Source organism: Streptomyces sp. WAC04114, assembly GCF_019733245.1.
Taxonomy (GTDB): domain Bacteria; phylum Actinomycetota; class Actinomycetes; order Streptomycetales; family Streptomycetaceae; genus Streptomyces; species Streptomyces massasporeus_A.
On the sequence record NZ_JAIGQA010000009.1, the window covers coordinates 59,443 to 72,436 of the forward strand.

General features: G+C 70.7%; 9 protein-coding genes and 1 pseudogene. 4 read left to right on the forward strand and 6 right to left on the reverse strand.

The window, feature by feature from the left end:
- Positions 1 to 69: 69 nt before the first annotated feature.
- A complete protein-coding gene (nhaA, locus tag K4G64_RS05045) occupies positions 70 to 1,365 on the reverse strand; it encodes a Na+/H+ antiporter NhaA (protein WP_221754796.1) in 1,296 nt (431 codons plus the stop codon).
- A 250-nt stretch (positions 1,366 to 1,615) separates the two neighbouring features.
- On the opposite strand from nhaA, the gene K4G64_RS05050 reads away from it, so the two are divergent.
- Entirely contained in the window at positions 1,616 to 2,884 is a 1,269-nt protein-coding gene (locus K4G64_RS05050; protein ID WP_221754797.1) for a sodium:proton antiporter, read from the forward strand.
- Between the two features lie 80 nt (positions 2,885 to 2,964).
- Here the strand turns inward: K4G64_RS05050 and K4G64_RS05055 are convergent, their stop codons facing one another.
- On the reverse strand, positions 2,965 to 4,503 hold the full coding sequence (locus K4G64_RS05055) for a sodium:alanine symporter family protein (RefSeq protein WP_221754798.1): 1,539 nt from the start codon (positions 4,501 to 4,503) through the stop codon (positions 2,965 to 2,967).
- Between the two features lie 407 nt (positions 4,504 to 4,910).
- Positions 4,911 to 5,969: a CdaR family transcriptional regulator gene (locus tag K4G64_RS05060; RefSeq protein WP_221754799.1), complete on the reverse strand. Its 1,059-nt coding sequence runs from the start codon at positions 5,967 to 5,969 to the stop codon at positions 4,911 to 4,913.
- Between the two features lie 233 nt (positions 5,970 to 6,202).
- Here K4G64_RS05060 and K4G64_RS05065 point away from each other — a divergent pair, with 233 nt between their 5' ends.
- From K4G64_RS05065 to K4G64_RS05075, 3 genes and pseudogenes are all read left to right on the forward strand, one after another.
- Positions 6,203 to 6,610, forward strand: a complete 408-nt coding sequence (locus K4G64_RS05065; protein ID WP_221754800.1) for a hypothetical protein — start codon at positions 6,203 to 6,205, stop codon at positions 6,608 to 6,610.
- A gap of 60 nt (positions 6,611 to 6,670) precedes the next feature.
- A pseudogene (locus K4G64_RS05070) lies at positions 6,671 to 7,474 on the forward strand (flotillin family protein); the annotation flags it as partial.
- Between the two features lie 34 nt (positions 7,475 to 7,508).
- Positions 7,509 to 9,050, forward strand: a complete 1,542-nt coding sequence (locus K4G64_RS05075) for a DNA repair ATPase (protein ID WP_374206362.1) — start codon at positions 7,509 to 7,511, stop codon at positions 9,048 to 9,050.
- On the opposite strand, the gene K4G64_RS05080 is transcribed toward K4G64_RS05075, so the two are convergent.
- The 3 genes from K4G64_RS05080 to K4G64_RS05090 are packed head-to-tail and all read right to left on the reverse strand — an operon-like array spanning position 8,998 to position 12,977.
- Positions 8,998 to 9,501, reverse strand: a complete 504-nt coding sequence (locus K4G64_RS05080; protein ID WP_221754824.1) for a flavodoxin domain-containing protein — start codon at positions 9,499 to 9,501, stop codon at positions 8,998 to 9,000. The genes K4G64_RS05075 and K4G64_RS05080 overlap by 53 nt on opposite strands.
- A 15-nt stretch (positions 9,502 to 9,516) precedes the next feature.
- Positions 9,517 to 10,248, reverse strand: a complete 732-nt coding sequence (locus K4G64_RS05085; protein ID WP_221754801.1) for a CBS domain-containing protein — start codon at positions 10,246 to 10,248, stop codon at positions 9,517 to 9,519.
- Positions 10,249 to 10,280: 32 nt separating this feature from the next.
- Entirely contained in the window at positions 10,281 to 12,977 is a 2,697-nt protein-coding gene (locus tag K4G64_RS05090; RefSeq protein WP_221754802.1) for a bifunctional GNAT family N-acetyltransferase/acetate--CoA ligase family protein, read from the reverse strand.
- Positions 12,978 to 12,994 lie beyond the last annotated feature (17 nt).

The following is a 12,994-nucleotide window of genomic DNA, read 5'->3' on the forward strand; positions in this document are numbered from 1 at the left end:
GGACAGACGTCCGGCGGCGGCTGAGTCCGCCCTCGGTCGTCGGCAGGTGACGGAGCGGCGGTGACCAGGTCACGCGCCGCCCGCTTCGGTGCGCTGGTAGATGTCGGGGATGCCGTCGGCGTCCGCGTCGAGGTTTTCCTCCTCGTACAGGCGCCGGTAGACGACGTTCCTGCGGCGCAGGAGCAGGGCGGCCAGCAGGGCGGCGGTGAGCGAGGCGATCAGGACGGCCGCTTTGACGTGTTCGCCGACGGCCGTGCCGGGGAAGGCGAGCTCGCCGATGAGCAGGGCGACTGTGAAGCCGATTCCGGCCAGCGTGGCCAGTGCGAGGACGTCGGCCCAGGCCAGGTCCGGATTGAGCCGCGCGCGGGTGAAGCGGGCGGCGAGGTAGGTCCCCGCGAAGATCCCGAGGATCTTGCCCGCGACCAGTCCGACGATCACGCCGAGGGGTTCGGGCGTGGTGAACACCTTGCCCAGCGCGTCGCCGGAGACGCTGACCCCGGCGGCGAACAGCGCGAACAGCGGCACGCACACGCCGGCGGAGAGCGGGTGCAGCAGATGACCGGTGCGCTCCGCCGGTGATTCCTTTTCGTCCTGGTCGTGGACCGTGCGCAGGATCAGGCCCATGGCGACTCCCGCGACGGTGGCGTGGATACCGCCGTTGTACAGCAGTGCCCAGATCGCCACCCCGAGCGGCACGTACCACCACCAGCCCCGTACCCGTCGTCGCTGCAGGACGTAGAAGACGACCAGCCCGGCAAGAGCCCCCGCGAGCGCCCAGTAGTTGAGGTTCGAGGTGAAGAAGAGGGCGATGATCAGGATGGCGCCCAGGTCGTCGACGACCGCGAGGGTCAGCAGGAAGGCCCGCAGGGCGGTCGGCAGGTGGGTGGACATGACCGCCAGGACCGCCAGGGCGAAGGCGATGTCGGTGGCCATCGGCACCGCCCACCCGTCCATGCTGCCGCCACCGGCCGCGACCGTGACCGCGTAGAAGGCTGCGGGTACGGCCATGCCGCACACGGCGGCGATGACGGGCAGTGCCGCCGTCGCCGGGGTGCGCAGGGAGCCGAGGACCAGTTCCCGTTTCAGCTCGACACCCGCAACGAGGAAGAAGACGGTCAGCAGTCCGTCGGAGGTCCAGTGCCCGACCGAGAGGTCCAGTCCCAGTGCGGGTATCCCGAAGTGGAAGTCGCGGATGGTGGTGTACGCGTCGCTGAGTGGAGTGTTCGCCCACACCAGCGCGACCACCGCGGCGGCCAGCAGGACGAGGCCGCCCACCGTCTCGGTGCGCAGGGCCCGGGCCACTGCCTGTCGTTCGGGCCAGGGGAGAAGGCCGAGGAAGGGGGCGCGGGGCGGCGTGGCGGCCAAGGCGGCGAACCTCCGGGTGTCGGGCGAAACAGGCACACGGCCCTACGGACGCCGACCAGACTTCCCGGCACACCCCGCGCCGTTCCTGACGCGTTCTTCACACCCTAACCTCAGCGGACCCGGCGGCCCACCCCCACCTCGTCCGCGGCAAACGGGCAGGCCGCAGTCTCTGTGCCGTACTCGGGCGAGGCACCGGTGCGGACGGGGTACACACGTGCCTGGAGTGATCGCGTCGGGCAGGAGGATGGCAGTGACGCTTTCGGACGTGGTGTACGTCTGCCTGGGCCTGGGAGCACTGGGCGCGGCTGTGCTGCCCCGGGTGGTGTCCAAACGGCCGTTGTCCCTGCCTATGGTCTTCCTCGCGGCGGGTGTTCTCATCGAGTTGTTGCCGGTGGGCGTGCCGTCCGTGGATCCCGTTCGTGACCGGCTTTGGGTCGAGCACACCACAGAGGTGTGTGTGATCGTGTCGCTGATGGGCGCGGGGCTCGCCATCGACCGGCCCTTCGGGTGGCGCCGGTGGTCCAGTGCCTGGCGGCTGCTGGGCATCACGATGCCGCTGACGGTGGCGGCCGTCGCCCTGCTGGCCTGGGGGCTGCTCGACTGGCCGCCCGCTGCCGCTCTGCTGCTGGGTGCTGTGCTGGCTCCCACGGACCCTGTGCTGGCCGGTGAGGTGCGCGTGGGGGAGCCGCTCGGCACCGAGCGCGACGAGGACGAGGTGCGGTTCTCCCTGACCAGTGAGGCGGGGTTGAACGACGGACTCGCCTTCCCGTTCGTCTACGCGGCGATCGCCCTCGCGGCGGCGGCCGGGACAGGGTGGTCGGCGGACTGGATCGGATCGTGGGCGATGACCGACCTCCTGGGCAAGTGCGCTGTCGGGCTGGCCGTCGGGGGCGGTGTCGGCCGGCTGCTCGGCTGGATGTTCTTCCGGGCGCGTGCCCCGGAGCTGCGGCTGTCCGAACACATGGAGGGCTTCGTGGCGCTGGGTGCCACCTTCGTGTCGTACGGCATCGCCGAGGTGCTCCACGGTTACGGCTTCCTGTCCGTGTTCGTGACCGCCTGTGTCATCCGGGCCGCCGAGCGCAGTCACGGCTATCACAAGGTGCTGCACGAGTTCACCGAGCAGATCGAGCGGTTGCTCACGGCCGTGCTGCTGTTCCTGCTCGGTGGATACCTGGTGGCCGGTGCCTTGTCCGCCCTGACGTTCATGGGCGCGGTGCTGGGGGCGCTGGTGCTGCTCGTCGTCCGGCCGCTGACCGGGTGGCTGGCTCAGGTCCGCACCGTCATGGGGAAGAAGGAGCGTGCCGTGGTCGCCTTGTTCGGGATCCGGGGCATCGGTTCGCTGTTCTACCTGGCCTACGCCTTGGGGCAGGACTCCTTCGGCGGTCTGGAACGGGAACTGTGGGCGATCGTGGCCCTCACGGTGGTGATCTCGGTGGTGCTGCACGGGGTCATGGCGTCCCCGGCCATCGGCTACCTGGAGCGGCGGCGCGAGGGTGCGGAAGTCGGCGGTCGGTCGTAGGGGGCAGGCGTACGGGCCCGTACCCACCAAGGCGCGAGGTGAGCACGGGCCCGTACCGGAGCCGGGCCGCCGGGGGGCGGTCAGACGGTGGTCTTCACCGGCTCCTGGTCTTCTTCACCGTCGTCGCTGATCTCACCGGCCTTGCGGGCGCGGACGAACTCCAGGAAGGAGGCGAGCTCGCGCTTGACGACCGGGGCGAGCAGGTACAGGCCGATGATGTTGAACACCGACAGCAGGAAGAGCGCGGAGTCGGCCAGGCTGATCAGCGAGTCCAGGGACATCAGGGCGCCCAGGAGAACGAACAGGCTCCAGACGACCTTGAAGAGGGTCTCGCTGGCCTTGCTCTTGCCGAACAGGTACGACCACGCCTTGAGGCCGTAGTAGCCCCAGGTCAGGATCGTGGAGAAGGCGAACAGCAGCACCGCGACGGTGAGTACGACCGGGAACCAGGGCAGGACGGTCTCGAAGGCGTCGGAGGTGATGGTGACGCCGCCGATGCTCTCGCCGGCACGGGCCTCGGCCCAGCTGGCCGGGTTGGCGATGACGATGGTCAGCGCGGTCATGGTGCAGATGACGACCGTGTCGATGAACGGCTCCAGCAGGGCGACCAGTCCCTCGCTCGCGGGGTGCTTGGTCTTGACCGCGGAGTGGGCGATCGGGGCGGAGCCGAGACCGGCCTCGTTGGAGAACGCGGCGCGCTGGAAACCGATGATCAGTGCACCGAGCACACCTCCGGCGACGCCTTCGGCCTCGAAGGCGCCCTGCAGGATGGTCTGGAAGGCGTCCGGCACGTGGGTGACGTTGCCCAGGATGACGACGAGGCAGGCCACGATGTAGATGCCGGCCATCGCGGGCACCAGTCGGCTGGTGACCGAGGCGATGGAGCGGATGCCGCCGAGCAGCACGAGACCGACCAGCGCGGCGACGACCAGGCCGAAGAGCACGGCGCCGGCGGAGGAGGCCAGGAAGCCGTCCTCGCCGCCGAAGGTCGAGGCGACCTGCGCGTAGCTCTGGTTGGTCTGGAACAGGTTGCCGCCGAACAGGCCGAAGAAGAGGACCATGATCGAGGCGAGGACGGCGAGCACCTTGCCGAGCTTGGCGCCACCGCTGCCGAAGCGCTCCTTGAGGCCCTTGGGCAGGTAGTGCATCGGGCCGCCGGAGACGGTGCCGTCGGCGTGCACCTCGCGGTACTTCACACCGAGGGTGACCTCGACGAACTTGGTGGCCATGCCGAGCAGGCCGCACAGGATCATCCAGAAGGTGGCGCCGGGGCCGCCGATGGAGACGGCGACGGCCACACCGGCGATGTTGCCGAGGCCGACCGTGCCGGAGACGGCGGCGGTCAGCGCCTGGAAGTGGTTGACCTCGCCGGCTGACCCCTTCTCGTCGTACTTTCCGCGCACCACGTCGAGCGCGAGTCTGAACTTGCGGACCTGTACGAGGCCGAACCAGCCGGTGAAGACGAGACCGGCGACGACGAGCCAGGCGACGATGAGGGGAAGTTCCGTTCCGCCGACGGGAACGGAGTAGAAGACGACGTCTCCGAGCCAGGTGGCTATCGGTTCGAAGAAATCGCTGACGGCTTCGTCGACGTTCTGGGTGACGGAGTCGAGTGACACAGTGGCTACCTCGATGGTGCGAGCCCGGGGCACGGGGGAAGTGCCGCCGGTCGATGTGCGGTCTCTGAACGAACGCCGTTGTCCGATCGGCGACGCTGGGTGGGCTGTCCGCGGATGCGGATAGTGATCACCCGGGTCGTGCTGCAGGTGCATGCCGACCACTCCGCATGGTGGTTGTCGAGCGGTACCACCTGCGGAGTTGCGCAGTTCTACCACGACCTTTGCCATTTCTTTAGTGACTCACGTCACATGACTCGCAGTTACGGTCGAAAATGCCAGCGAGCGAGACCGGACCGTTATGCGGGGCCCGAGATCCGTTCATCGGACACCTATCGAGAGGGTGGACGAATCGAGGCGGGCATGGGACGCGGCCGAACTCGCACGCGGGTGGACCCGCTCGGGGTGCGTCAGAGACCCTGGGACGGCCAGTCCAGCAGCCGTGCGCCGATCACCGCGGTCTGCAGCATGTAACGGTGGGCCGGATCGGCCGGGTTGGCGCCGGTGAGCTTGTGGATGCGTTCCAGCCGGTAGGTCAGGGCCCGCACGCTGAGAGTGAGACGGCGGGCCGCCTCGGCGGCCACACAGCCGGAGTCGAAGTAGGCGGTGAGGGTGTCCAGGAGGGGCTGGGCGCCGCCGCGGGCCGTGGTGAGCGGGCCGAGGGTGGCGAGGACGAGTTCGGCCATGGCCTGCCGGTCGCGGGTGAGGACCGGGTAGACGAGCAGGTCGGCGGCGCGCAGGACCGGGTCCTCCAGCTCCAGGCGCTCGGCGAGTTCCAGGGCGTTGAGCGCCTCCTCGTAGGAGTGGACGACGCCGCCGGGGCCGGACTGGGGACGGCCGATGGCGACCCGGCCGCCGTCGGTGGCGGCATGGGCCTGCTTCGCGAAGTGGGCGAGGACCTCGTCCTGGGGGCCGGGGGCGATGCACAGCAGCCGGCCGTCCTTGGTGGTGAGCAGGATGCTGCGGTCCCCGAAGCGTGCGATGAGGGCCCTTTCCACCTGGCGGGGGACGGGATCGCCCTCCTCGTATGCCGTCGGGCCCTCGGCGACTGCGACGGCATGGGCGTGCGAGAGACGCAGACCGAAGCGTTCAGCACGTTCGGCGAGGCGTCCGAGGTCGCTACGGCCGTAGAGGAGGTCGTCGATGAACTCGCGGCGCGCGGCCTCCTCCTGCCGCACGGCTTGGCGCTGAGCGCGTTCGAAGCCCTCGGCGAAGGCGTCCATCACCTGCTGCACGGCGGCCAGGACGCTGTCGGCCGACGCAGGGCCGGCCGGCCAGGCCGCCCGTGCGGCGGTCAGATGGGTGCTGACCAGGGCCCGCAGTCCGTAACCGGCGTCGGCCGCCTGTTCCCCGAGCGCTCGGCGTGAGGCGAGTTCCTCCCGGGTGAGACGCCGGCCGGTGGCCGCGACCTCGGCCAGTATCCGGGCATAGCCCGCCAGATACTCCTCTGGAATCTCCAACTCCACCACTGTTCCCCCCTGTTCCTGACGCGCCGCTGACGGTTTCTTAGCGGCGGACCGGCACGCAGACCCTAGACAACATTGCCGGGAACCGGCAATGCACGAGCGGGCGCCGGTCGTGCACGATGGGCCAAGGGGAGCACTACGGGGGTTCCGGTGCCGGGCACCGGCAGGTGCCCGGCACCGGATCCCTGAGTGAGCAGTGCGCCGCCGAGCAGGAGGACGGGCGGGAGGGGGAGGGTATGCGGACTGTGATCGCGGCGGCCACCGGCCCGCCCACGATTCTCCTGACCACCGCCCTCGTCGTGGTGTTGTGCTTCTGGCTCCTCGTCCTCGCGGGCTTCACCTCGATCGGCAGTTTCGACGCGGACATCGACCTCCGTGCCTGGGGCCTTGGCGGCGTACCCGTGTCGGTGGCCGTCTCCGCACTGACGGCCGTGGCCTGGTTCCTGAGTGTCGGAGGCGTCCTCCTGCTGGCCGAGTGCGCGCCGCCGTGTCCTGCCGCCGGGCTGCTGCGCATGCTCCTGCCCTTCGCGATCCTGCCCGCCGCATGGCGACTGACCTGCCTGCTCGTACGCCGCCTGCACCGGCTCTTCCCCGACGAACCCGGCCCGGCCGAACGCGGCCAGGCACGGGGCCACACCGCCTGAGAGCAGTGCCCCGCCGACCCCTTCACGCTTCGATTCCTTCACGCCTCAAGGACGTTTGCCATGACAGTCATCCTCCTGGGCGCCGGCGTGCTCATCGCCGTCACCCTGCTCTCCGTACTGGTCGTCTCCCGACTGTTCCGCAAGGTGGAGCAGGGCAAGGCGCTGATCGTCTCCAAGCTGCGCAAGGTCGACGTGACCTTCACCGGACAGGTCGTGCTGCCCGTGCTGCACAAGGCCGAGGTGATGGACATCTCGGTGAAGGCCATCGAGATCACACGGACCGGCAAGGACGGGCTGATCTGCCAGGACAACATCCGCGCCGACATCCGGATCACGTTCTTCGTGAAGGTCAACAAGACCGTCGAGGATGTCATCAAGGTCGCGCAGGCCGTCGGTACCGCCAGGGCGAGCGACCGGGACACGCTGCAGGAACTGTTCCACGCGAAGTTCTCCGAGGCGCTGAAGACCGTGGGCAAGCAGCTGGACTTCACCGACCTGTACACCAAGCGCGAGGAGCTGCGGTACCGGATCATCGAGGTCATCGGCGTCGACCTCAGCGGTTACCACCTGGAGGACGCGGCGATCGACTACCTGGAGCAGACACCGCTCGCCCAGCTCGACCCGGCCAACGTCCTCGACGCCCAGGGCATCCGCAAGATAACCGAACTGACGGCCGTGGAGCACGTGCGCACCAACGAGGCACAGCGCACGGAGGAGAAGGAGATCACCCGGCAGAACGTCGACGCCCGCGAGGCCATCCTCGAACTGGAGCGCCGACAGGCCGACGCGGAGATCAAGCAGCAGCGGGAGATCGCGACCGTACGGGCCCGGGAGGAGGCCGAGACGGCGCGGGTGGTGGAGGAGCGACCGCGACCTGAACCGGCTGCCCGACGACGCTGTGCCCGGCCTGCTCGACGACCCTGCCTTCGTCCGCGAGTTCGGTGCCCTGCACCGCTACTACCGCCAGGCTCGCCTGCTCAGGCTGCACCGTGTCGAGGACAAGGTGCTGGCCGTCTTCCGGATCGGCGAGAAGACGGCTGACACCCGTGTCCTGCGCTGGGCCCTGACCGACGACCGCCGGGCCACGTTCCTGGACGCGCGCGGCGACCGCGATCACGTCCTGCCTCCCTCCCACGACGTCAGGTGGACGGACACCACGCGCGAGGACCACGTCCCCGGCCGGCACCCACACGTCTCCATCGGCGGCGAGGTGTTCGTCTCCACGGTCGGCGGCCTCCTCACCGTCAAGACCGACGAGGACACGGAGTCGGCAGAGGCCGTCCACACCGAGCCCGTCGACGAGCCGCTGCAGTCCCTCGCGGACGCGGACATCGCGCATGCGCGCGTGGGCGCCCTGATCCTCCTGCGCGTCCGCCCCTACAAGGAGGACACCGACCGCCACCTGGTGTTCAACACCCTCACCAAGGCCGTCGTCCGCCTCGACGGCATCGGCCGGGCGTGCCGCCGCCTGCCCGACGACCAGGGGATCGTCTTCCCCGGCGGGTACTGCCTGGCCACCGGCACCCACAAGACGTACGAACTCGACACGGCGGAGCTGAAGTTCGAGCGGGAGATCCGCTCCCCGAACGGCGAGGACGTGCTCTACGCCTTCCACGCACAGGCGGAGGGCCGCAGCCTCCTGCTGCCGTACAACACGATCCGCAAGGAGATGGCGAGCCCTCTGCCCTGCAACGGCTGGGCGCTTTTCGACGACGGCGCGCTGGTGACCCTCCGGGCCGACACCGACGAACCGCGGCGCGTCCACCCCGTGCAGCTGTGGAACTCCCCGTACGTCTCGGACACCTACGCCGCCGCCCAGCCGGCCGGCACCGGCCCCCTGGCACGGATCGGCAACGCCGACCTCGTGCGCGGCATCTCCGACTGCCTCTCCATCACCGGCGCCGTCGCCGACACGACCCCCACGAACGAGGTGTACGAGGCGCTGCTGGCCGCCTGCGCCCGGGCGGCGGACACCCACCACTGGCTGGGCGACCCCGAACTCGGCGACCTCGGCACCCCGCTGGGGCAGCTTCGCGACACGGCACTTGGCGTACTCACCGAGTTCGAAACCGTCCAAGTCCTCACTCACCAGGCCGAGGACGCGCTCACCGAAGCCGCCGCGCGGGTCACCGAGGTCGTACGACGGCTGCGGGGCGAGTCCGCGCGCAGCGCGGCAGAGTGGGTGACCGGCCTGACCGAACTGCGCCACGCGCAAGGCCATCTGCTCACCCTCAAGGACATGCGGTACGCGGACACCGCACGCATCGACGAGCTCGCCGCCGCCACCGAGTCGGACCTCGCCGCCTTCGGCCGGCGCGCCGTGGCGCACCTCGCTGCCGGAACGGTGGGGAAGCTCCGTGGCCGGAGCGGCTGCCGTTCGGCGGCGGTCAGACCCCCGGGCCTTCCAGGTCCCGGGCCACCATGGCCGCCCAGCGGCTGATCTGCTCGAAGTCGCGGTAGTCCCCGCCCTTTCCCGAGTTGACGATCATCCGTGCGATGCGCCCCTCGACCTCGCCCTCCAGACGTCCCCCGAAGGTGATGTGACCCCGCGCGTCGATACGATTCGCCACCCGCCGGACCCCGGGCGCGGGTGGGATGTCCCGCTCGGACGCCGAGGGGTCCAGCGGCCCGCTGCTGAACAGCCACACCGGCCGCCGGGTGAGTGCCTTGCGGTGTCGTCGTGCGAAGCGGCGGGCGTCGCGCTGCCAGTGGCCCGCGTACAGTCCGCCACCGAGGAGCAGGGCGCCGTAGGGCGCGAGGTCGGTGGCGTCGGCTGCGGGCAGCACGTCCACGGCGAGCCCTTCCTTGGCCAGGACCTCCCCGATGCGCTCGGCGATCTCGGCCGTCGATCCGTTGGTGGACCCATAGGCCACCAGCACCTTTTCCTTCATCACGGCTGCACCCCCTCACAACCTGCGCAGCCAGTTGCCGGTGATCGCCTCCGGGGCCGGTTCGTCGGGCCGGCGCCAGGAGTCGTCGAAGCGGTGGGTGAGGTGGTCGACGACCGCGACCACGCCGTCCGTCTGGCGGCACATCTCCACCGCCGTGGCGCACTCGCTGCGCCGCTCCAACTGCCCGCTGAGCGTGACCACGCCCTCGTGGACGTCCACATCGACGGAATAGGGGGTCAGACACAGGGCCCGGACCAGGACATCGTTGCGGACGCTCGAGCGGATCTCCGGGTCGGGGCGCAGGAAGACCTGGAGGAGATCGCGGCGGGTGACGATGCCGACGAGCCGCTCCTCGTCGTCGACGACCGGGAGTCGTTCGACGCGGTGGCGTGCCATGACGCGGGCCGCCTCGGCGACGGTCGCGTCGCTGTGGACCGTGATGGCGGGGCTGGACATGAGCTGTCCGGCCGTACGCGCCCGTGCCTTGGCACGAAGAGCGCGCGATCCCGGAGTCCATCCGGGCCGGTGGAACCGGCGGTGCGGCTCGGGTGGACCGGGAGCGCCGGCCTGCCTCGTCAACAGATCCGTCTCGGAGATCACGCCGAGGACCTTCTCGTCGTCGTCCACCACCGGCAGACCGCTGATCCGGTGCTCGGCGAGCAGCCGGGCCACCTCCTTGAACGGCGTGCCGTACTCGGCGCGGACGACGTCGGACGTCATCAGGGCACCGACCTTGCTGTGTTTCATGGCGTCCCGCCTTCCTTCCGTGCTGCGCGCGTTCATCGGAGGCGGCGCAGATAGGGATCGCGTGTCCGGCGTGGCAGCAGCCGGATCCGGGCGGCGAGGGCGGTGACACGCTCGGGCAGGGCGAGCACCGGATTGAAATCCGCCTCCGCCACCTGCGGCAGGTCACTCGCCATCCGCGACAGCCGCAGCAGAAACTGCTCCAGCCCCGCGAGGTCGACCGGGCCGGTGCCGTCACGCCCGAGAAGGAGGGGCGCGCAGCGCGGCGCGGTGATCAGGTCGTGCACGTCCTGGTCGGTGAGCGGGGCCAACCGGGCCGCATGGTCGGCCAGGACCTCGGTCGCCGTACCGCCGAGCCCGAACAGGATCAGCGGTCCGAACACCTCGTCCTGTACGACACCGGCGAACAGCTCGATGCCGCGCGGGGCGAGCGGCTGGACCACGGCCCCCGTCATGAGGTGACCGAAGCGGGTGTCGAAGTCCCGGAAGGCGGCGCGCACCTGAGCGTCGCCGCGCAGGTCCAGGTGGATCGCGTGCCGGGCGGTCTTGTGCACGAGCCCCGGCCAGTGGGCCTTGAGCACCACATGCCCGTCCGGCCCCTTGAGCCGGTCGGCGGCCCACACCGCCTCGTCCTCGGTCTCCACCCACGCCCACGGCGACTGGGGGATGCCGTAGCAGTCGAGAAGCTCGGCGCAGGTCCGTGGGTCGAGCCAGGCTCCGTCGGGATGCCGGGTGAGGAACCGGTCGGCCACGGCCCGGCCGCGGGCGGTGTCGATGCCGTCCGGAACCGGGACGGTGCCGGGCGGGCGGGCCAGCCAACGGGCGCGCTCGGCGGCATGGGCGAGTGCCCGCGCCGCGGCCTGCGGGTCGGCGTACGCCGGCACCCGGCCGGTGTGCGAGGGCAGCAGCCGCACCGGCACGTCCTGGTCCAGGAGGACGGCGGCGATGGTGCGGGAGCGGCGTTCCGGGGCGTGGGTCAGGGCCTTGACCAGGACGTCGCCGGTCGCGGCCGCGACGGCGGTGGGCACCAGTGCGACGAGTACCGCGTCGATGCCGTCGTGGGCTGCGAGCCGGTCCAGACAGGCACGCAACTGCTCCTCGGAGACAGCCGCCGTCGCGTCGACGGGGTTGGCGGTGCTCGCGCCCCGTGGCAGCACGGCCGGCAGATCCTCGACCAGGCTCCGTGGCAGCGCGGGCAGGGCCAGCCCGGCCTCCGCGCAGGCGTCCGCGGCCAGCACGCCGGCGCCACCCGCGTTGGTCACCACGACGACCCGGCCTGCTGCGGGCAGCGGCTGGGAGTGCAACAGGGCGGCCGTCTCCAGCAGTTCGGGGATCGTGCGGGTGGCGGTGATCCCGGCCTGGGCGAAGAGCGCGCGCCGGGTCATGGTCGTCGTGGCGGCCGCGGCGGTGTGCGAGGCGGCGGCACGGCGGCCCGCCTCGGTACGGCCCGCGTCGACGGTCAGGATGGGCATGCGGCGGGTGACACGGCGCGCGGTGCGGGAGAAGGCGCGCGGATTGCCGAAGGACTCCAGGTGCAGCAGCGCCAGGTCGGTGCGCCCGTCGGACTCCCACCACTGGAGCATGTCGTTGCCGCTGACGTCGTACTTGTCGCCGAGCGAGACGAAACTGGACACGCCGATACCGAGCCGCTCCAGACCGCCGAGCAGCGCGATGCCGACCCCGCCGGACTGCACGGCGACCCCGGCGCTGCCCGGCGCGGGGTGGGCGGCGGCGAAGGTGGCGTCGAGGCGGACCCGGTCCTCGGTGTTGGCCAGGCCCAGGCAGTTGGGGCCGACGAGGCGCATGTCGTGATCACGGCAGGCTGCCAGCAGAGCCTTGGACTGCTCGGCGTCGAGCCCGGCGGAGACGACCAGCAGGGCACGGACACCGAACTGCCCGCATTCCTCCGCGACGTGCGCGACACCCTCAGCCGGTACGGCGATCACGGCCACGTCGGGGATCCGTGGCAGGTCCTTCATGGACGGGTAGGCGCGAATGCCGAGAATCGCCTGCGCTGCCGGGTTGACCGCGTACAGGTGGCCTGTGAACCGGCCCGAGGCCACGTTGTGCAGCAGGGCCCGGCCCACCGAGCCGGGCCTGCGGCCGGCGCCGACGACGGCGACGCACCGGGGCCGCAGCAGCGGCGTCAGACTGGCCACATCGGCGGCCTGCCCGCGGTACTCGACGCTCGTGCGGTAGTCCTCCGTGTCGTCCAGCGGGATCACGCAGCGCACCTCCGGCCCCTCGACATGCCGTTCGGCGCGCAGCCCCAGGTCGGCGAAGACCTTGAGCACCTTGTGGTTCTCGGCGAGCGCGTCCGCGGTGAACGTCGTGATGCCATGCGCGCGGGCCGCGGAGATCAGGTGCTCCAGCAGCAGGGTGCCCACTCCACGGTGGTGGCGGCCGTCGCTGACGGCGAGCGAGATCTCGGCGCTGCGGGCCGTCTTCGCGTCGCCGGTCTCGTACTCGGCGATTCCGATGATCCGGCCGCCGTGCTCGGCGACGAGCGCCCGGTAGCCGGAGCCGGCCGGCCGGGCTACCCGGGCGGCCGCCTGCTCGGCGGAGCGCCGGCTCACCGAGAAGAAGCGCAGCCGCAGATTCGCGTCCGACATCTCCGTGTAGAACCGCAGAACGGCCTCTTGGTCATCCGGTCCTGCGGGCCGTACGCATACCGTCGTGCCGTCGGTGAGCAGGGCGTGCACTCGTTCGTCGGATGCCGGGACGGCGGTCATGGTGTGCCTTTCGTCGG

What these genes read in the sequence shown, in the direction of transcription:
- K4G64_RS05065 (WP_221754800.1), top strand. Translation starts at nt 6,203, where the DNA reads ATGCGGACTGTGATCGCGGCGGCCACCGGCCCGCCCACGATTCTCCTG.
- K4G64_RS05080 (WP_221754824.1), bottom strand. Translation starts at nt 9,501, where the DNA reads ATGAAGGAAAAGGTGCTGGTGGCCTATGGGTCCACCAACGGATCGACG.
- K4G64_RS05085 (WP_221754801.1), bottom strand. Translation starts at nt 10,248, where the DNA reads ATGAAACACAGCAAGGTCGGTGCCCTGATGACGTCCGACGTCGTCCGC.
- K4G64_RS05090 (WP_221754802.1), bottom strand. Translation starts at nt 12,977, where the DNA reads ATGACCGCCGTCCCGGCATCCGACGAACGAGTGCACGCCCTGCTCACC.